Origin of the sequence: Corynebacterium sp. MSK195 (assembly GCF_030228885.1) — a bacterium.
In the GTDB taxonomy this organism is placed as follows: domain Bacteria; phylum Actinomycetota; class Actinomycetes; order Mycobacteriales; family Mycobacteriaceae; genus Corynebacterium.
This window is the reverse complement of record NZ_JASPGT010000003.1, coordinates 125229-144736: the sequence shown is the minus strand read 5'-3', so window position 1 is coordinate 144736 and position 19508 is coordinate 125229. Positions and strand designations below refer to the sequence as shown.

Sequence of the window (19508 nt, the reverse complement as noted above, 5' to 3'; positions counted from 1 at the left end):
TATGACTACAGCTCTGCAAGAGCAGAATGCACAGTCTTCGGCAGTCGCCGGTCGTGTCGTGCGCGTCATCGGTCCGGTTGTGGACGTGGAATTCCCACGTGAGGCACTGCCGGCCCTGTACAACGCACTGCACGTCGACATTAAGCTCGAAGCTGTTGCAAAGACCGTCACCCTCGAGGTCGCTCAGCACCTCGGTGACAACCTTGTCCGTACCGTCTCCATGGCACCGACCGACGGCCTCGTCCGCGGTGCCGAGGTCATCGACTCCGGAAAGCCAATTTCCGTGCCGGTCGGCGACGTCGTCAAGGGCCACGTCTTCAACGCCCTCGGTGACTGCCTCGACGAGCCGGGTCTCGGCCGCGATGGTGAGCAGTGGGGCATCCACCGCGAGCCGCCAGCGTTCGACCAGCTCGAGGGTAAGACCGAGATTCTGGAGACCGGCATTAAGGTCATTGACCTGCTGACCCCGTACGTTAAGGGCGGCAAGATTGGCCTCTTCGGTGGCGCAGGTGTGGGTAAGACCGTTCTCATTCAGGAGATGATTACCCGTATCGCCCGTGAGTTCTCCGGTACCTCCGTCTTCGCCGGCGTCGGCGAGCGTACCCGTGAGGGCACCGACCTCTTCCTGGAGATGGAAGAAATGGGCGTGCTGCAAGATACCGCACTTGTCTTCGGCCAGATGGATGAGCCGCCAGGAGTCCGTATGCGCGTGGCTCTGTCCGGCTTGACCATGGCGGAGTACTTCCGCGATGTGCAGAACCAGGACGTGCTGCTGTTCATCGACAACATCTTCCGTTTCACCCAGGCCGGCTCCGAGGTTTCGACCTTGCTGGGTCGTATGCCTTCCGCTGTGGGCTACCAGCCAACCCTGGCTGATGAGATGGGTGTTCTGCAGGAGCGCATTACCTCGACCAAGGGCCGTTCGATTACGTCCCTGCAGGCCGTTTACGTTCCTGCCGATGACTACACCGACCCAGCTCCGGCTACGACGTTCGCTCACTTGGACGCCACCACCGAGCTGGACCGTGCTATTGCTTCCAAGGGTATTTACCCAGCAGTGAACCCGCTGACTTCTACCTCTCGTATCCTCGAGCCGGGTATCGTTGGCGAGAAGCACTACGAGGTTGCACAGCGCGTCATCGGTATTCTGCAGAAGAACAAGGAACTCCAGGACATCATCGCCATCCTTGGTATGGACGAGCTGTCCGAGGAGGACAAGGTCACCGTTCAGCGTGCCCGCCGTATCGAGCGCTTCTTGGGCCAGAACTTCTTCGTCGCACAGAAGTTCACCGGCCTGCCGGGCTCCTACGTGCCGCTGTCTGAGACCATCGATGCCTTCGAGCGCATCTGCGATGGCGAGTTTGACCACTACCCAGAGCAGGCTTTCAACGGCTTGGGTGGCTTGGACGACGTCAAGGCTGCATACGAGAAGTTGAACGAGAAGTAGGGAGAGGCACATGGCTGACATCACCGCCGAATTGGTTTCCGTCGAGCGCCTGCTGTGGTCTGGACAGGCCTCCATGGTCACGGCTGAGACCACCGAGGGTGAGATCGGCGTGCTTCCCGGTCACGAGCCAATGATCGGTCAGCTGATCGATAATGGCGTGGTGACCATCCACCCAGTGGACGGCGAGCGCCGCGTCGCCGCCGTGCAGGGTGGCTTCCTCTCCGTTACCCAGGACAAGATCACCGTCCTCGCTGATTGGGCCATCTGGTCCGATGAGGTGGATGAGGAGAAGGCTCAGAAGGATTTCGCTTCTGAGCACGAGCTCACCAAGTCCCGTGGCGAGGCCGCACAGCGTGCAGTTCGCCGCGCCAAGGCTTAATACCTTGGATTGGTAGGAGAGGGCAGCAATAGCCGCCCTTCCTGCTCTCTTAAGGCGCATCGGTTTATAGCCGGTGCGCCTTCTTCGTTTTTCTTTGCCTTTTCTTATTGGCGTGTGGGGCCTTCAAGGCGCTACAATCCAAAGAATCAGTTTCTCCACAGAGCGAGGATGGCGTGAAAGGCCCATGAATTCAACGGTGTTTGCAGTGCTTCTGTGGGCCCTTGGAGTGGCCCTGCTGCTAGTTATTTTTCTGGCTGCGCTTCGCTTTTTCACCGTGCGATCGCGCGGTACTTCCGTCCTCCTGCGCCGAGTTCCGGCTAAGAATTCCCTTTCCTGGCGCCATGGTTCGTTGCGATATGAGGGTGAATTTGTGGAGTATTTCAAGCTCCGCTCTGTCTCTCCGCGCTGCGATCTGCGCATCAACCGCCTCGACATCGAAGTAGTGAGCACCCGTCCGCTAGATGATGACGAGGCTTCTTTTATGTCCGCTGCCACCGAAGTCGTTCGCTTTCGGGCCAAGGGAAGAGAATATGAGCTGGCGTCGGACGCCCACGGAATCATGGCCTTTGGAGCCTGGGTAGAGGCCGCTCCATCCAAGCGCCAGCAGCGCTTTGACTTCCGGCAATTGCGCGAGCGCGCTACCCGTCAATCCAAGCGATAGGCCCACCCGCTAGGGTAGAGAGCATGCGTTTAGTAATCGCCCGATGCTCAGTAGATTACGTGGGCCGCTTGGATGCCCACCTGCCGATGGCAGACCGCCTGCTCATCGTCAAAGCGGACGGTTCCGTGTCCGTGCATGCCGACGACCGCGCTTATAAGCCACTCAACTGGATGACGCCTCCATGCACCTTGAAGGAGTCCGCGATTGAGGACCTCGACGGTGAAGACACAGGCGAGGTTTTGTGGCTGGTGGAAAACCCTAAGGGCGAGCAGTTGCGCATCACCATTGCCGAGATTCATGAAGAAATCTCCTATGACATGGGCGAGGACCCAGGCCTAGTCAAAGATGGCGTCGAGGCTCACCTACAAGAGCTCTTGGCAGACCAGATTGATACCTTGGGCGAGCGCTACACCTTGGTGCGCCGCGAATATCCCACCGCCATCGGTCCTGTGGATATCATGGCTAAGGATGAGAACAATAATAACGTCGCCATCGAGGTAAAGCGCCGCGGCGGCATCGATGGCGTAGAGCAGCTGACACGGTATCTGGAGCTGCTTAACCGCGATGAGCTTCTCGCCCCTGTGTCTGGTGTATTCGCAGCCCAGGAAATCAAGCCGCAGGCGCGTACCTTGGCTGAGGACCGCGGCATTCGGTGCGTCGTACTGGATTACCAGGAGCTACGCGGGCTCGAGTCGAACGAATTGCGACTGTTCTAATGCCACGGCGAAATAGGCGCAAACCCGTGGAAGTCCGGTCCCTGCCCAAAGACGGTTCAACCTTTCTAGGTTCGCAAACTGTCGAGGGACCAAGTTGGACTCATGGCGAGCCCTATGTCATGCGGCATATCGGTTCTGCTCGCGCTCAGAAGTACTACGTGTGCCCTGGCTGTAACCAGAACATTCCGCCCGGGGTGGCACACATCGTCGCCTGGCCGCGGGACGTGGGCCGCCAGGGCGACGATCGCCGGCACTGGCACCGCCACTGCTGGGAGCGTAGGTAGACTGGCGGGCATGATTGTTGCATTTTCTGTAGCCCCTGCGGTGGTCAATAATGACTCCCAAGAAATGGCCGATGCCGTGTCCGAGGCCGTGCGCGTAGTCCGCGAGTCGGGCCTGCCCAACGAGACCAATGCCATGTTCACCTTGCTTGAAGGCGAATGGGACGAGGTCTTTGACACGATTAAGAAGGCCACCGATGCAGTGCGTGCGGTATCCCCGCGCACTTCTTTGGTGGTCAAAGCCGATATTCGCGAAGGCGTAACTAATCAGCTAACGGACAAGGTAGATGCGGTTAACCGCCGCCTTGCAAAGGAGGACTAGATGACTTCACCAAATAATGCTTATGTAGGAGGAGCACTTGACCTCAGCCAGGTCAAGGCGCGAGCCGAGGCCCGGCAGAAGGCGCAGGAATCGCCGCAGACAAGTGCCGGCGGCGTCCAGCCTTTCTTCACGGTGACCGAGGCCAACTTCGACCAAGATGTGGTTCGCCGTTCTACGGAAGTTCCGGTCGTGGTCCTCATCGGCACTGCTCGCTCTACCCAGTCGGAGCAGTTGAAAACTGACCTTGCGGATTTGGCCGCGCAAGGAAACTTGAGCTTCTTGGTTGCTTACGTGGATGCGGATGCTACTCCGCAGGTTGCGCAGGCCTTTGGTGTTAAGAACCTGCCGACCGTGGTGGCATTGGGCGCTGGCCAGCCACTGACCAATTTTGAGGGCGCGCAACCCAAAGAAGCCCTAAAGCAATGGGTGGACACCCTGGTGCAGAATGTTGGTCCACAGCTGAAGGGCTTGCAAGGCAATGAGGCATCGGAACAGCCGCAGGAGGAAGAAGAGGATCCGCGCCTTCAGGAAGCAGAAAGCTTCTTGAACGCCGGCGACTTTGATGGGGCGCTCAACGTCTACAACTCCATTTTGGAATCCGAGCCCGATAATGTGCAGATTAAGCAGGCGCGTGACACCACGGTCTTGCTCAAGCGCCTCGACCCTGCCAACCAGACCGAGGATCCGATTGCGGCCGCGGAAGGGGATAAGGGGGACGTCGATAAGCAAATGCGGGCTGCCGACGCCGAAGTGGTAGCCGGAGCCCCAGAAAAGGCCTTTGATCGCCTCATCGAGACGATGAAGACAACGGCCGGCGACGAGAAGTCCCGCGTGCGCGAGCGCCTGCTGGAGCTCTTTGGGCTTTTTGAGGGCAATGACCCGCGCGTGCTCGACGCCCGCACCAAGCTGGCGAGCGCCCTGTACTAGGACTTAGCGCTCTAGCACATACCACTGCACGGAATTGGCCGGCAGATGCAGCGTCGTGGAGTTGTTCTCCACGCGGACTCGCTGGGGAAGTGGATTTCCGGCGCCTTCATAAACGGCGTCGTCAGTGTTGAGCACCATCCGCCACTCGCCGTCGTGTGGAACCCAGAGGCCATAGTTGGGAATGGACGAACCAGAAAGGTTGCACACGGCGAGTAGAGCAGAGCCGTCTGCGCCGTAGCGGACGTAGCCCAGAACGTTATTGGTCGAGTCATCTGCCTTGACCCATTGGAAGCCGTCCTGGTTGAAATCCTGGCTCCACAGCGCTGGGGTATCGCGGTAGACGAGGTTAATATCACGTACGAGGCGCTTGATGCCCTGGTGCCATTCGCTACCCCAACCGTGGAGGTTACCCCAGTCCACGGAATGCCCCTCGGCCCACTCAGTAGTCTGGCCGAATTCCTGGCCCATGAAAAGCAGGTTCTTGCCGGGGTGGGAGAACATGTAGCCATAGAGGGCGCGGAGTCCGGCGGCCTTATTCCAGTCGTCGCCAGGCATGCGCTCCCACAGCGAGCCCTTGCCGTGCACAACTTCGTCGTGGCTAAACGGCAGTACGTAGCGCTCGGAGTAGGCATAGACCATGGAGAAGGTGAGCTCGCCGTGGTGATAGGAACGGTGAATGGGCTCGTGCTTGAAGTACTCCAAGGTGTCATTCATCCAGCCCATATTCCACTTCAGGGAAAAGCCCAGGCCGTTTTCAGAGGTGGGGGCGGTAACGCCCGGCCAGGAAGTGGATTCCTCTGCGATGGTGAGTACGCCTGGATGCGTGCGGTTGAGGGTGGCGTTGGTTTCCTGGAGGAATTGCACCGCCTCTAGGTTCTCGCGGCCACCATATTGGTTGGGCAGCCACTCATCGCGGGAATAGTCCAGGTAGAGCATGGAAGCCACGGCGTCTACGCGCAGGCCGTCGATGTGGAATTCTTCGGCCCAGTATAGGGCGTTGGCCACGAGGAAATTGCGGACCTCATTGCGGCCGAAGTCAAAGACATAGGTGCCCCAATCGGCCTGCTCGCCGCGGCGGGGATCGGGGTGCTCGTAGAGAGCCTGGCCGTCGAAGCGACCAAGGGCCCAATCATCCTTGGGGAAGTGTGCCGGCACCCAGTCCACGATGACGCCGATGCCATTCTCGTGCAGGGCATTGACCAGCTCTCGGAATTCATCCGGCGAGCCCCAGCGCGCAGAAGGCGAGTAATAGCCAGAGACTTGGTATCCCCAGGACCCGCCGAAGGGATGCTCGGCCACGGGCAAGAGCTCGACGTGGGTGAAACCGTGCTCCTTGAGGTATGGGATGAGCTCCTCGCGCAAGCGGTTGTAGTTGGCGCCAACCTTCCACGAGCCAACGTGGACCTCATAAATGCTCATGGGCACATCGAGGTTGCCGGTGCGCTTGTCCATCCAGGCGGAATCGGACCAGGCGAAGCTGGTGGAATCCACGATAGAGTCCGTCTCCGGCGGGCAGGCGGTGCGCTTGGCTAGGGGATCGGCCTTGTCCTTGCGGCCCTCGTGGCTAAAGATAGCAAACTTATAGTGCTCGCCAGCACCGATACCAGGAACAAAGACCTCCCACACACCGGTAGAGCCTAGTGAACGCATCGGATACTGGGTGGGGTTCCAGCCACAGAAATCGCCTACTACGGCAACGCCCTGGGCATTAGGAGCCCACACGGCAAAGGAGACGCCGGATACGGTACCCATCTCAGTGTCATAGGAACGCAGGTTGGCGCCGAGGACATCCCAGAGACGCTCGTGGCGGCCTTCTCCAATCAGGTGCAGATCCAGCGATCCGACGGTGGGAAGGAAGTGATAGCCGTCTGCCACGGTGCGGCTAGGGGCCTCCGGATAGGAGATTTCTAAGCGGTAATCGCAGTTATCGCCAATTTCCGCCTCCCAGATGTCGTCGCCGACCAATTCCATGGACACGGATTGCGTGGGAGTGTGCAGCTGCACCTCGCAAGCGCCTGGTTGGCGGGTGCGGACGGTACCTTCGTGCCAGCCGTAGAAACCGTGCGGGTCATGGTGGCGGCAGTCATTGAGGCGAGCGAGGTCAGCGGCCGGGATAGTCATACAATCAGAGTACCTAGTTCGGGTGTGGTCCGGTGGGCGAATATTTACGGGCGATAGTCGCTAACTACGCGCCAGGTGAGCTGTTCCTGGAGGGCGTGGTCGGCAGGGGGAAGGACGAAGACATGGGCGACGTCGCGAAGCGGCTCTAAGCGCACAAAGTTGCGCTCGGACCAGTGGTAGGCAGAGCCGGTAATCGTGTCCTGGACGGTATAGGACTCGCCGGGGTGGCGGCCGATAGCTTGCATATCTACTGTGACGGTGGCTTCCTGCGCGTTGCGCGGATCCAGGTTGACCACGACGAGGACTACATTGCCGGAGGCTGGATCCGCCTTCGAATAGGCAATGATGGCTTCATTGTCGGTGTCGTGGAACCGCAGGGTGCGCAGTTGCTGCAAAGCGGGATTATCGCGGCGGATTTGGTTGAGCAGCCGGATATAGGACTCAAGGGAATCTCCCGATGCAACCGCCGCCGCAAAATCGCGCGGGCGCAGTTCGTACTTCTCAGAGTCGAGGTACTCCTCGGAGCCTGGGGCTACCGGGGTGTGCTCGTAGAGTTCAAAGCCGGAGTACACGCCCCATAGAGGCGACATGGTGGCGGCTAGGACCGCTCGAATGGCGAACATCGCACGCCCGCCAGTCTGCAGGGACTCGTGCAGGATATCCGGGGTATTAACAAAGAGGTTGGGGCGGCAGATATCTGCTTGGTCGACGTGCATCTGGCCAAACTGGGTGAGCGCATGTTTAGAGGTCTGCCAGGTGAAATAGGTATAGGACTGGGAAAAACCCGCCTTCGCTAGACCGAAGAGGCGAGGCGCGCGGGTAAAGGCCTCGGCCAAGAAGATGACATCCGGATGGGTGGCATGCACGCGGGTAATCAGCCAGTTCCAAAAGTTTGCCGGCTTGGTGTGTGGGTTATCCACGCGGAATGTATTCACTCCGGCTTCCACCCAAATCATCAAGGTCTCATAGATCTCGTGGTAGATGGCATCAGGAGCGTTATCGAAGTTAAGTGGATAGATATCCTGATACTTCTTCGGTGGGTTCTCGGCATAGGCGATGGTGCCATCTGGAAGGACGGTGAAAAATTCTGGGTGGCTGCTAGCCCACGGGTGATCGGGCGATGCCTGAAGCGCGAAATCGAGTGCTATCTCTAGGCCGAGTTCCTGGGCGCGAGAGACCAATCGCTTGAAATCCTCCATGGTGCCCAAGTCCGGATGGGTGGTGGAGTGGTCTTGGATGGCCCAGGGGCTTCCCACATCGCCGGGCTCGGCAACGACCGAATTATTCTTTCCTTTGCGGTGTACCTTGCCGATGGGATGAATGGGCGGAAAATACACCGTATCGAAGCCCATATCGGCCACCCGCTCCAGTGCCTTGGCAGTGGTGTCAAAAGTGCCGTGGACTGGATTTCCCTCTTCATCCCAGCCTCCCGTGGAGCGGGGAAAAAGCTCGTACCACGAGTTATAGAGCGCGGCCCGGCGCTCCACATATACCTCGTGGATTGCGCCCTCTACCAGCAGGTCGCGCAAGGGATGCGAGTGCAGGATGCCTGCTACCTCTTCCGAGAGAGCTACCTGCACGCGCTTATCGACGTCCAAGGACTCATCCTCCAAATCCCGAGCAGCCACAAAGAGCGGTTCCACCACATCCGACGGGGTTTGCAGAGCCGCGCGAGAAAACAAATCCGCGCCATGTTGCAGGTCATTGGCAAGCTCAGCAGCGGATTGTCCAGCCGCCAACTTCTTGGTTACTGCGTTCTTCCACGTGGCGATGGGATCGGACCAGGCATCGACGCGGAAGTACCAGGTGCCTTGGGTGCCCGGGGTAAATACGCCGTGTACGCGATCCTGGTCATCGGGATCAACCTGCATAGTGACGGAGGAGGTAGCCGTGGTCCGTGCCGCCCACGCAGACAGGGTTGCCGAGACCGCGTCGTGGCCCTCGCGCCAGACTAGGGCGGTGACAGGAATTACCTCGCCTACAACGGCTTTGGAGGCTACAGAACCGGCGGAGATAAGCGGGCGGACATCGTCAATACCAAGGCGAGTAGTCATGCCCATAAGACTAATGCAGCTGTGTCAATTTCACCGGGCAAAGAACAAATCAGTCACAATGGAAGGCGTGAACGACGTAACTCCCACTGATCAAGATTGGCTCGTAGATTTTCGCGGCGTCGAACTGCGCCGCGGCGGCAAGACCCTCGTCGGACCCGTGGACTGGCAAGTAGAGCTCGATGAGCGCTGGGTCATTATCGGCCCCAACGGCGCGGGCAAGACCTCGCTGGTGCGCATGGCCGCGGCCGAAGAGTTCCCCTCGAAAGGCACCGCCTTTGTGATGGGAGAGCAAATCGGCAAAACCGACATGCGCGATCTGCGCGCGCTTATCGGCATCTCCTCCGCGGCGGTGCAATCGCGCATCCCGGACACTGAACGCGTGGACGATCTAGTTGTCTCCGCCGGTTACGCTGTGTTGGGCCGCTGGCGCGAAGAATACCAGGACATGGATTTCTCCCGCGCGGATGACATCTTGGCGCAAGTTGGCGCCACCCACCTCAAAGAGCGCACCTGGGGAACTCTGTCTGAGGGAGAAAAGAAGCGCGTCGTCCTCGCTCGCGCACTTATGTCGAACCCGGAGTTGCTCATCCTCGATGAGCCGTCCGCCGGAATGGACCTAGGAGGCCGCGAGGACCTCGTAGGATACCTAGGCAATCTCGCTATGGATCCCGATGCCCCAGCGATTGTCATGATCACCCACCACGTGGAGGAGATTCCCTATGGCTTCACCCACGCCATGCTGTTGGATGAGGGTAAAGTTGTGGCAAAAGGGCTGATTAATTCCGTCCTCACCTCCGAAAATCTGACTCGCGCCTTCCACCAGCCTATTCAGGTGGACCGCATTGGACAGCGATACTTCGCCCGCCGAGCTTCTCTATGACCAATCCTTTTCATGACCGTCTCGATGCCATTGACGCCAGCGATACCACCGGCTTCCACGGTGGGCGCCTGGCGGCAACCGTCCTGCTCCTGCGGGACGGCGCTGACGGTCTTGAAGTGTGGGTACAAGAGCGCGTCCACACCATGCACAACTACCCGGGGCATTCAGTCTTTCCCGGCGGCGGTGTAGACCCACGTGACTTTCCGCCGCGTGCCTGGGACTCGGGCGAGCTATGGGCCGGAAAGTCTGTCATCTCCATGGCCCGCCGGATGGGCGTGACCAAGTACAAAGCCCACGCCCTCGTTTTCGCCGCTGCCCGCGAGCTCTTCGAAGAGGCCGGCACCCTTTTCGCCATCCGCGAGGACGGCATTGTCTCCAATGCGCGGCGTTATCACAAAGAGCGAAAACTCCTAGAAAACCACACCATTTCCTTTACCGAATTCCTTAGCAATAACGGAATGCGCGTCGACGCCGATATGCTCCTTCCTTGGGCGCGCTGGGTAGGAAAGGGGAAAAGCCATTGGTTCGACACCTTCTTCTTTGTTGGCGTGTTGCCCTCCGGCCAAGAACCCGATGGGGATACCGATGAAGCAGACGATGCCGGATGGTTCCCCCCGCAGCTCATCCTGGACGGCTGGCGCGCCGGGCTGGTGCGCCTTGCCATCCCCACGTGGGCACAGATGCAAAGGTTGAGCAAGTATTCCTCCGTCCAAGAGGTCCTAGATGATGCGTCCTTTTCGGACCTGCGCCCCGTCATTGGGGATCCACGCGAAGACCCCCGTTACCGCGAATTCTTTTCCACCACCCCTTTAGACCGAATATGAGTTATACCCCCGCAGAAGTCGACTTCCTTGCCGAACATCAAGAGGAAATAGCACACCTCGACCTCACCTTAACCAAGGCTTCTCGGCTCAAAGACACTGAAATCCTCAAAGCTAAGTTCGGTGAATATGGCCGCGCGGTCATGGAGCTGGTAACCGCCCGCAGTTCCGGCAAGCTCCCGCACGATTGGCTTATGGATGCAGACTCCGCCCAGCAAGCAACCCCCATTGAAGTGGCGGCGTATCGGACGAAATTCCTCGCCGAACAAGGCGTGCGCAGCGTCCACGACGTCACCTGTTCCATCGGCACGGAAGGCTATAATTCTCCGCTCGACTATTGTGGCTCGGACCTGGATGAATCCCGGGTAAGAATGGCGAGGCATAACCTTTCTTCCGCCAAGATTTTCCGCGCGGATGCGCTGACGACTACTACCACTGCCGATGTTCTCCTTGCAGACCCGGCCCGCCGCGCCGGTGGCAGGCGAATCACGCGGCCGGAGGATTTGGTGCCACCGCTCCCGGAGGTCGTCGAAAAGCATCGCGATAAGGAACTGGCCATCAAGTGCGCGCCTGGCCTTGATTTCAGCGAGTGGGACGGCCTCGTCACCGTCGCGAGCGTCGATGGCGGGGTAAAAGAAGCCTGCCTTTATACCCCAGGCCTTGGCAGCGGCCGAAGAGCGGTAATGATTCGAGGAAACAAGCTGGATGTCCTCGATGACCACGCAGACGACCTACCCGATGCAGGAGGCATTGGCAGTTACCTCATCGACCCGGATGGGGCCATTGTGCGAGCGGGGTTGGTCCAGCACTACGCGGCCAGGGAAGGGTTGCATCAAATCGATCCGCGCATCGCATACCTGACAGGAGAGAGGATTCCGGAGGGAACTTCGGGATTTCCATTCATAGAAAAAGTACCCCTAAAGAGATTAAAATCCGTACTTAAATCCTATGACGCGGGAAGCCTAGAAATCCTTGTACGCGGGGTAGAGGTGGACCCTGACCAGCTACGGAAGAAGATGAAGCTGAAGGGAAAGAAACCATTTGCGGTCATCATTACGCGAATTGGCTCACAGGGAATCGCCTTGCTGTGTCAACCCCGAGTATCATCGTCCGAGGATAATTACGCAACATAAATATATCGGAAAGGTGAGTGCCCAATGCCAACTATTGTGGCTCTGGTCAAACACGTGCCGGATACGTGGTCTACCAAGTCTTTGAACGATGACCACACCCTGGATCGCACCTCCGTGGATAACGTCATTGATGAGGTTAATGAGTACTCCGTGGAACAAGCCCTGCGACTGCGCGACAATAACCCCGATGCGGGCTACAAAGTCGTAGCACTTACCATGGGGCCGGCCCAGGCCGACGAGGCACTGCGTAAGGCATTGGCCATGGGTGCCGACGATGCCGTGCTCGTCTCCGATGATTCCTTGGCCGGAGCGGACGCGCTATCGACCGCTTGGACCCTCAACGCCGCGCTCAATAAGCTTGACGACGTCCAGCTGATCACCGCCGGCACCGAGGCTTCCGATGCCTCCACCGGCCTGCTTGCCGGCCTTCTTGCCGAATACCGCCAGCTGCCGGCCCTTACCGGCTTGCACAAAGTAGAGCTAGCTGACGGCACCGTGCAGGGCACCCGCGATGACGCGCGCGGCACCTGGGAACTCGAGGCGCCACTGCCGGCGATCGTTACGGTGAACGATAAGAGTGACAAGCCACGATTCCCCAATTTCAAGGGCCTGATGGCAGCTAAGAAGGCAGAAATCACCACCTTCACCCTGGCTGACCTGGGCATCGAGGCCATCGCGCCGACGACCTCTGTCTCGGCCGCTGAGAAGCGCCCACCCCGCACCGCCGGCGAAGTTATTTCGGAGCCCAACCCGCAAGATGCAGCGAAGAAAATCGCTGATTTCCTGTCCGCAAAGAACTTGATTTAGGAGTAGATATGTCGCACGTTTACGTACTAGTTGAGCACGACGCGGACAACCTCCTTCCCGTTACCGGCGAGCTGATTACGGCCGCGCGGGAATTGGGTACGGTGTCCGCAGTGGTCGTCGGCAAGCAGGCCGATAAGTTCGATGCCGACCTTGCTGGCCTCGGTGCCGCACAGGTAGTTCAGGCAACGGCCGAGGATTATGACCAGCGTTTCCTTACCCCTGAGGTCGATGCCCTGCATGCGCTTGGCGCTGCGAACCCAGCGCCCATCGTGCTGGCCGCAACTCCGGCCAATAACGAGATTGCCGGCCGTCTCGCGGCTCGCCTCGCCTCTGGCGCACTGGTCAATGTCAATGGCATCGCCGCCGATGGCTCCGCCCAGATGAGCATTTTCGGTGGTTCCTATGAGACCACCTCTACCGCGGCTGGCCAGTGCCCCATCTATACCCTCCGCCCAGGCGCGGTTGAGGCTGCACCACAGCAGGTGGAGACGCAGCCGGCGCCGATGCCGTTGCCGGCCGCCACGGCTAAAGACGTCAAGGTAACTTCCTTTACTCCAGCACAGAAGTCCGCACGACCGGAAATTACCGAGGCCAAGGCAGTCGTCGCCGGCGGCCGTGGCGTGGGCGACGATTTCGGCGCCGTCGTCGAGCCGCTTGCCGATGCCCTCGGGGCCGCAGTCGGCGCCACCCGCGACGCCGTCGATGAAGGCTTTTATGACGCCGCCTATCAGATCGGCCAGACCGGTGTTACCGTCTCGCCCGACCTCTACATCGGCTTGGGTATCTCTGGCGCTATCCAGCACACCTCTGGCATGCAGACTTCCGGCACCATTGTGGTGGTCAACCAAGACCAGGATGAGCCGTTCTTCCAGATCGCTGATCTCGGCGTCGTGGGCGACCTGCATGAAATCGCACCAGCCCTGACCGAGGAACTGAAGGCGCGCCAGTAATGCCGCACTACTTTGACTATGCCGCTACCCAGCCGATGCGCCAGAGCGCAATTGACGCGTGGGTGGCGGCGGCCGGCTCCCTCAATTCCGGCGCGCAGTATGGTTCTGGCCGCAAGGCTCGGTCCGTGCTGGATGATGCCCGCGAGAAGGTCGCTTCCCTCCTCGGTTGCGAGCCCATCGAAGTCATCTTTACTTCTTCTGGCACCGAAGCGGACAATATCGCCATCCAGGGGCTCTACGCGGCTGGGCAAACAAACCGCATTATTTCTACCGATATTGAGCACCCGGCCGTGCGCGATACCGTCTCTAAGCTGGAGAAAACCGGAGCAGCCGTCGATATCCTTCCCGTCGACCGTTCTGGGCACATCGCAGATCTGTCTGCCCTAAACACGCTTGCCGACGTCGCTACCTGCATGTGGGCCAACAACGAAACCGGCGCCATTCAGCCCATCGAAGAGATCGCAGCCCGAGCGAATGCGACAGGCACGCCCGTGCACGTCGACGCGGTCCAAGCCGTGGGCAAAGTTCCCATCAACTTTTCCTCGCTAGGGATCACCAGCCTCGCCGCCAGCGCCCACAAGTTCGGCGGCCCCCGCGGCATCGGTCTGCTTTTGGCCAAGCGGAGCCCCGCGCCACAGCCGATTGCCTACGGCGGCGGCCAAGAACGGGGCATCCGCCCTGGCACCGTGGATGTCGCGAGCGCATCCGGTCTTGCTGCGGCGTTGGAGGAATCAGTCTCCGAAATCACTGCCCAGGGTGAGCGAATAGCTGCTCTCCGCAACAAGCTGCGCGACGGAATTCTCGCCACCATCGATGACGTAGTGGTCAATTCCGCCGAGCCGTGCCTGCCTTCCCACCTGCACGTCTCTTTCCCCGGTGCTGACGGCGATAGCCTCATCATGCTTCTGGATTCATTGCAGATCGAGGCCTCTACCGGCAGTGCTTGCAGCGCAGGGGTAAACCGCATGTCTCATGTCCTCGAGGCAATGGGCGTAAGTGAGGCGGAAGGAATCGGTTCCCTGCGCTTTACTCTCGGCAGGCTTACTTCGGAAGAGGACGTTGACTACGTCTTGGCTCATCTTCCGGAGATCATTTCCCGAGCCCGTTCCGTCTAGCTATCATTCCTTTCCTTCGCCGCCGCCCGCCGAGCGGCGATAGCTTGGCCAACCGTTAGCGCCCAGTTCTTGTTCTTGGGCGCTAGCGGTCCTTGGGGCTCGTCGTATTCCCAGCGGCCATCGTCAAAGAGCCACACTATGTCCCCAGTATGCGGATCCATGATGTAGAAGGCACCACCATCGGTCTTGATGTTGTGGTGGTGCTGGCAAAGCGATGCCAAGTTGCTTCCCGCCGTTTTCCCTCCCTGTGCATGGTCAATCCGGTGGTCCTTTTGGCAGTTTTCTGCGGGGCGATTACAACCTGGCCAGCGGCACACGCCATCGCGGCCTTCTACGTAGGCGCCAATGAGCGGGGGAGTAACGTAGCTTTCGCTCTCCATCCTTTTTGCAAGGTCCATATCCCGCGTCTGCGTGGGACGCAGACTGTCAGCGGTCTCAGGGCTTACCCATCCGAATCCCCGGATAAATGCGGGAGCAGCCTCCTGGTCGTGGGCTCGGTACATATGAAGAACCACTTTTGCCCGCGACTCAATTTTGCCCAGAATCAACTTGGCTAGGGCTTCAGCTTTGGTGAGATTATGCTCTTCGGCTGCCTTACTGACGTGTTCATCGATGGCTAGCATGGTAGCTTCATCGAATTCCGCTGCTAGCCCGGCCTTGCCGCCGAAACTGTGGTAGGTGAAATAGGAGTCGTTCCCTGCATCAGGCTCTGTATCTTCATTGGAGTGTGAGTCCTCAACAGCGATGAGGCCATTTAGTTTTCGCCGCAAATTCGTATTCGAAGGCAGTACTTGGCCGGGCTTCGTGGGGGTTAGGTAACGCGCAAGCTCTTGGTCTATCCGCTCGAGAATTTCGGTCGGGATGTCACCCAGCTTGCTAAACACGGCGTCGATAGTAATAAGCCGAGAGAAATCCAGGAAGTAATAGGTTTCCTGGAGTGCCTTTGTGAGTGGTAGCTCTGTGAGTCGATATAGGGCCATTATTATGTCTCGCGTGCGCCGCTCGCTTAAACCGGTGCGGGTGGAAAGTGTGTGGCAAGATATATCGAAATCTTCTTCTAGTTCTGGCTTCGCCTCATTCCAGAATAGGTATTCTTGTTTTCTTATTTCTGTGGCTTTTACTGCTATCGGATCGTTGGGGTCATTGACTATGTAGTAGGTGTCCAAGATTAAATCCCCCGAATAGTAGAACTAGTGTGCGTAGTTTAATGGTGTTCATTTTAAGCTGTGCCCTGCCGCTCCGCAAGGGTTATGAGCAAATATGTGTTCTAAAAGGTTGTATTCCCAGAAGGGGGAAACGGAAGTAAAGAAAAATATCTCAAGTGGTGCGTGTTAAAGATGTGGTGGGAGTGAAGGCGTTGCTAGACTCACGCGCATGACTTCAAAGAAGGCACTCCGAAAGAGCATTACTGCGGTGGTCACCGTGGCTGCACTAGCTGTAAGTGGAACCGCTGTTGCCCAGGCGGTGAACTTTGGTGCGCCAAAGGGCGTTGACGTGGCGGCGCACCAGCATCCGGGCGGCACGCCCATCGATTGGTCTAAAGTGCGGTCCGACGGCCAGTCCTTTGCATTTGTGAAGGCTACCGAAGGTGGGGATTGGGTAAACCCACACTATGTAGAGGATATTCAGGCGGCTAATGCGGCTGGACTCAAGACTGGTGCGTACCACTATGCACGTCCGGCTGGCGATGCCAAGACTCAAGCGGCCAATTTTGCCGCGCAGATCGCCCTTGCCCCGGATCAGACATTGCCTCCTGCACTTGATATAGAGGTGGCGGAAGGAAAGTCCGCGGCGCAGCTGGAGCAGTGGATTGAAGAATTTACTAGCGAGCTCAAGCGTCTTACCGGCCGCACGCCCATGATCTACACCTACAAGTACTTCTGGATGGGGCAGATGAATAACTCCCAGAAGTTCTCGGATATGCCACTGTGGCTTGCGGCTTATCAGGACCAGGCGCCTGAAGCGGTGGGCGGATGGAAGGAACTTTCCTTCTGGCAGCGTTCTGGTTCTGGCAAGGTAGCAGGCATTTCTACCGACGTCGACATGAACCTGTTTAATGGTTCCAAGCAGCAGTTGCAGTCTTTCAGTGACGGCAACTACGTCGACGTCGGCGGCGCGCTAGAGCAGCTGGTTGTCAGCGATGGGCTTGACTTGAGCTCCGATAGTACGCCGCTCATCGGTGCTATTTTGGCACTGGCGGCGGGGTTGATTGCATTGCCGCAGCTTGCCGACGCCGCCGAAAAGTCCGGCCTCGATCCCCAAGCGGCGGAGGGCCTGGCTGGCTTCGTCAAGACCCTTAAGGACAAGGATGCTCTTCCGGTGGAGGACCTAGGCGATATGGCCAAGGGCAACTTCTCCGTCAGCGACCTAGCTATCCTGCTGGACAATGCCGGTCACGTAAACAACGTGAAATCTGGCAACGTCTCCGAGTCGGAGGTATCGGAAGCTAAGAATGCCGCCAAGAACGCCGGCGCTGACGTTCCCGATTTCGATGCGGCGCAGGTAGCTACGCTGCTTAATCGCGTGCTGCAGTAGCGCCAGCGAAAAACGTGCGGGTCCACTCCTCGTCCTTGTAATGGGCGGGCACGGCCCCGCCTAAGAGTGTCTTTGCCAGCTGGGCGGCTTCCATGGAGCCCTCGGCTGGCATTTCTGTATCTGAGGCCACCAGGATGATGTTCCCGTAGCGCCGGCCCTTGAGCATCGGTGGGTCCGCGATGACGGAGAGGTGGTCAAATACTTTATCTAGGCCCGCCAGCTCGCTCTTTGCCAGCTGTAGATCGGAATGGTCGCCGCAGTTGGCTACGTAGAGGCCACCCGGCGCCAGCGACTGCTTAGCAGCCTGAAAGAACTCCACGGTGGTGAGGTTGGCCGGTGTCTTGTCGCCGGCAAAGACATCGCGGATGATGATGTCGCGGCTGGACGGAAGGAACCCCTCGGTTTCTTTGCGTGCTTCGCCGGCGCGGATTTTGACGGTGGGGGAACGAGGGACGTCGAAAAGCGTACGCACCAATTCGCCCAGCTTGGCGTCCAGCTCCACCACTGTGTGGCGGCTGCCCGGAAGCTTGCTTGCGAAGTAGCGAGGAAGGGAGCAGCCCGCGCCGCCTAGGTGGGTGACGCGGAGCTTATTCGCGGGCCGAGAATTGAGGTGCTCAACCGCCGCCGCAATCCAGCGCATGTACTCAAACTCCAGCTCTTCTGGCTCACCGAGCACAATATGGCTGCTCGGCACGCCATTAACGTTGAGAATATAGGCACCGTCGCGGAACTCATCCGGCACCACCTCGGCCGTGCCGGTAGAAATCTCGTAGGTGCCGGTGATTCCCGGATCGGTGGAAGCTCGCTTTCTGCCCATGTCACACAAGCTTAGGGAATGGATTCGATTTAAACCGCGTTGGGGCTAGGGAGTAGACTTTCGGGCCTGTAGTCAAGGTGAAATGGGGAGCACAATGCGAGTATTGGTTGCCATGTCCGGCGGCGTGGACTCATCGGTTGCCGCCGCGCGTGCAGTAGAAGCCGGCCACGAGGTGATTGGCGTTCACCTCGCCCTGCACAAAGACGCGCAGCAGACTAGGGAAAAAGCCCGCGGATGCTGCTCATTGGAGGATTCGGCCGATGCCCGCCGCATCTGCGATAAGTTAGGAATTCCCTTTTATGTGTGGGACTTTTCGGAAGAATTCAAAGAAGAGGTCATCACGGACTTCGTGGATTCCTACGCCCGCGGCGAAACTCCCAATCCCTGCCTGCGCTGCAACGAGAAGATTAAATTCCGAGCGCTGCTGCAAAAGGGCATGGCGCTTGGCTTCGATGCGGTTGCGACAGGCCACTATGCCACTATCGACGAGGACGGCTATATGCGCCGCTCCTTGGACGAGAATAAGGATCAGTCCTATGTGCTCGGCGTGATTTCGGCCGAGGAGTTGGAGCACTGCTTTTTCCCCATCGGCGACACCCCTAAGCCACAGATCCGCGAAGAGGCAGCGGCGCATGGCTTTTCCACCGCGAAAAAGCCAGATTCCTACGACATCTGCTTTATTCCAGACGGTAATACGCAGGCCTTTTTGGGTGCCCGCATTGGGCTGCGCCCCGGCATGATCGTGGATCAAGAGGGCACGGAGCTCAAGGAGCACGATGGTGCGTGGAACTACACCATCGGCCAGCGCAAGGGCCTGGACATCAAGGCGCCGGCTGCCGACGGCCGCCCCCGCTACGTTACCGATATTGATGCTGCTACCGGCACGGTTACCGTCGGCGCCCGCGAGGACTTGGCCGTGACCTCTATTCAGGCAGATCGCCTGAAGTACCTCCACCCAGGCATGGATGGGGACTTCGAGTGCGAGGTTCAGGTGCGCGCACATGGCTCCGTGGTGCCCTGTATCGCCCACGTTGACCGCGAGGCGGACGAGATGCGCCTCGAGCTTAAGGAGCCGCTATCCGGTGTCGCTCGCGGCCAAGCGGCGGTGCTGTACTTGCCTTCGCCGGACGAGCTGGGAGACATCGTCATTGGCTCCGGCACCATCTGCGGAACTAATTAAGCACACAGTTGGCAATGAGCCGATCTAGCGCTCGGACATCGATATTGGGGCCAATGTTGATTTTGAATTCGCCGGCCCTAGTCCACAGCTGCAGCTCCGCATTGAAGTCAAGAAGCTTTCCCGCGTTTTCCGTGGACCACATGTTGATGGAGGAATAGGGCAGGGAGTACATCTCTACCTTTTTGCCTGTCAGGCCTTGTGCGTCTCGGATGATGAGGCGTCTATTGGTAAATACGGCGGCATCACGAACGGTCTTGAAGGCGCAGACAGGATATTCCTGTTCAGCCAAGACGGTGGAGATGTCCTGAGGGATTTCGCACTCGTTGTAGAAGGTCCAGCCGGAGTATTTTTCCACGCCCATA

At 58.9% G+C, this 19508-nt stretch carries 20 protein-coding genes; 15 read left to right on the top strand and 5 right to left on the bottom strand.

All coding sequences use genetic code 11. The features are described from left to right. Position 1 precedes the first annotated feature (1 nt). The 7 genes from atpD (at position 2) to QP909_RS04215 (ending at position 4733) form a co-directional block, all read left to right on the top strand. Positions 2 to 1447 (top strand): F0F1 ATP synthase subunit beta, encoded by a 1446-nt coding sequence (atpD, locus tag QP909_RS04245; RefSeq protein WP_005323378.1) that lies wholly within the window; start codon positions 2 to 4, stop codon positions 1445 to 1447. A gap of 10 nt (positions 1448 to 1457) precedes the next feature. Next, positions 1458 to 1826, top strand: coding sequence for a F0F1 ATP synthase subunit epsilon (locus QP909_RS04240; RefSeq protein WP_238801023.1), 369 nt, complete (start codon positions 1458 to 1460; stop codon positions 1824 to 1826). A gap of 184 nt (positions 1827 to 2010) precedes the next feature. Beyond that, a complete protein-coding gene (locus QP909_RS04235) occupies positions 2011 to 2487 on the top strand; it encodes a DUF2550 domain-containing protein (RefSeq protein WP_284766273.1) in 477 nt (158 codons plus the stop codon). A 23-nt stretch (positions 2488 to 2510) separates the two neighbouring features. Next, a complete protein-coding gene (gene nucS, locus QP909_RS04230) occupies positions 2511 to 3203 on the top strand; it encodes an endonuclease NucS (protein WP_179386385.1) in 693 nt (230 codons plus the stop codon). Then, positions 3203 to 3487, top strand: coding sequence for an Rv1322 family protein (locus QP909_RS04225; RefSeq protein ID WP_284766272.1), 285 nt, complete (start codon positions 3203 to 3205; stop codon positions 3485 to 3487). The genes nucS and QP909_RS04225 overlap by 1 nt, the downstream gene beginning before the upstream one ends. Before the next feature lie 10 nt (positions 3488 to 3497). Beyond that, the gene (locus QP909_RS04220) at positions 3498 to 3806 is read left to right on the top strand and encodes a thiamine-binding protein (RefSeq protein ID WP_005323373.1); all 309 of its coding nucleotides are present in this window, start codon (positions 3498 to 3500) and stop codon (positions 3804 to 3806) included. Beyond that, positions 3807 to 4733: a tetratricopeptide repeat protein gene (locus QP909_RS04215; RefSeq protein WP_284766271.1), complete on the top strand. Its 927-nt coding sequence runs from the start codon at positions 3807 to 3809 to the stop codon at positions 4731 to 4733. It abuts the gene before it with no gap. Positions 4734 to 4736: 3 nt separating this feature from the next. Here QP909_RS04215 and glgB read toward each other — a convergent pair whose 3' ends face one another. Further along, positions 4737 to 6854, bottom strand: a complete 2118-nt coding sequence (gene glgB / locus QP909_RS04210; RefSeq protein WP_284766270.1) for a 1,4-alpha-glucan branching protein GlgB — start codon at positions 6852 to 6854, stop codon at positions 4737 to 4739. A gap of 44 nt (positions 6855 to 6898) precedes the next feature. Continuing rightward, positions 6899 to 8908: a maltotransferase domain-containing protein gene (locus QP909_RS04205; RefSeq protein WP_284766269.1), complete on the bottom strand. Its 2010-nt coding sequence runs from the start codon at positions 8906 to 8908 to the stop codon at positions 6899 to 6901. A gap of 58 nt (positions 8909 to 8966) precedes the next feature. On the opposite strand from QP909_RS04205, the gene QP909_RS04200 reads away from it, so the two are divergent. The 6 genes from QP909_RS04200 to QP909_RS04175 are packed head-to-tail and all read left to right on the top strand — an operon-like array spanning position 8967 to position 14614. Further along, positions 8967 to 9788 (top strand): ABC transporter ATP-binding protein, encoded by an 822-nt coding sequence (locus QP909_RS04200; protein ID WP_239277977.1) that lies wholly within the window; start codon positions 8967 to 8969, stop codon positions 9786 to 9788. Beyond that, positions 9785 to 10612 carry an NUDIX hydrolase gene (locus tag QP909_RS04195; RefSeq protein WP_284766268.1) on the top strand — a complete coding sequence of 276 codons (828 nt, stop codon included), beginning with the start codon at positions 9785 to 9787 and terminating at the stop codon, positions 10610 to 10612. Before QP909_RS04200 ends, QP909_RS04195 begins: the two co-directional genes overlap by 4 nt. Beyond that, positions 10609 to 11742 (top strand): THUMP-like domain-containing protein, encoded by a 1134-nt coding sequence (locus tag QP909_RS04190; RefSeq protein WP_284766267.1) that lies wholly within the window; start codon positions 10609 to 10611, stop codon positions 11740 to 11742. The genes QP909_RS04195 and QP909_RS04190 overlap by 4 nt, the downstream gene beginning before the upstream one ends. A gap of 24 nt (positions 11743 to 11766) precedes the next feature. Further along, positions 11767 to 12549, top strand: a complete 783-nt coding sequence (locus QP909_RS04185; protein WP_225747081.1) for an electron transfer flavoprotein subunit beta/FixA family protein — start codon at positions 11767 to 11769, stop codon at positions 12547 to 12549. Between the two features lie 8 nt (positions 12550 to 12557). Beyond that, complete coding sequence (locus tag QP909_RS04180; protein ID WP_284766266.1) at positions 12558 to 13499, top strand: electron transfer flavoprotein subunit alpha/FixB family protein; 942 nt, start codon at positions 12558 to 12560, stop codon at positions 13497 to 13499. Further along, positions 13499 to 14614, top strand: a complete 1116-nt coding sequence (locus tag QP909_RS04175; protein WP_284766265.1) for a cysteine desulfurase family protein — start codon at positions 13499 to 13501, stop codon at positions 14612 to 14614. The genes QP909_RS04180 and QP909_RS04175 overlap by 1 nt, the downstream gene beginning before the upstream one ends. Here the strand turns inward: QP909_RS04175 and QP909_RS04170 are convergent. Then, positions 14611 to 15780, bottom strand: a complete 1170-nt coding sequence (locus QP909_RS04170) for an HNH endonuclease signature motif containing protein (RefSeq protein ID WP_284766264.1) — start codon at positions 15778 to 15780, stop codon at positions 14611 to 14613. The genes QP909_RS04175 and QP909_RS04170 overlap by 4 nt on opposite strands. A 208-nt stretch (positions 15781 to 15988) precedes the next feature. On the opposite strand from QP909_RS04170, the gene QP909_RS04165 reads away from it, so the two are divergent. After that, positions 15989 to 17149: a glycoside hydrolase family 25 protein gene (locus QP909_RS04165; protein ID WP_284766263.1), complete on the top strand. Its 1161-nt coding sequence runs from the start codon at positions 15989 to 15991 to the stop codon at positions 17147 to 17149. On the opposite strand, the gene QP909_RS04160 is transcribed toward QP909_RS04165, so the two are convergent. Then, positions 17130 to 17966 (bottom strand): spermidine synthase, encoded by an 837-nt coding sequence (locus QP909_RS04160; RefSeq protein WP_284766262.1) that lies wholly within the window; start codon positions 17964 to 17966, stop codon positions 17130 to 17132. The genes QP909_RS04165 and QP909_RS04160 overlap by 20 nt on opposite strands. Positions 17967 to 18060: 94 nt before the next feature. Here QP909_RS04160 and mnmA point away from each other — a divergent pair, with 94 nt between their 5' ends. Beyond that, positions 18061 to 19146, top strand: a complete 1086-nt coding sequence (mnmA, locus tag QP909_RS04155) for a tRNA 2-thiouridine(34) synthase MnmA (protein WP_284766261.1) — start codon at positions 18061 to 18063, stop codon at positions 19144 to 19146. On the opposite strand, the gene QP909_RS04150 is transcribed toward mnmA, so the two are convergent. Continuing rightward, entirely contained in the window at positions 19139 to 19507 is a 369-nt protein-coding gene (locus QP909_RS04150; protein WP_086588761.1) for a PH domain-containing protein, read from the bottom strand. The genes mnmA and QP909_RS04150 overlap by 8 nt on opposite strands. Position 19508: the final 1 nt, after the last annotated feature.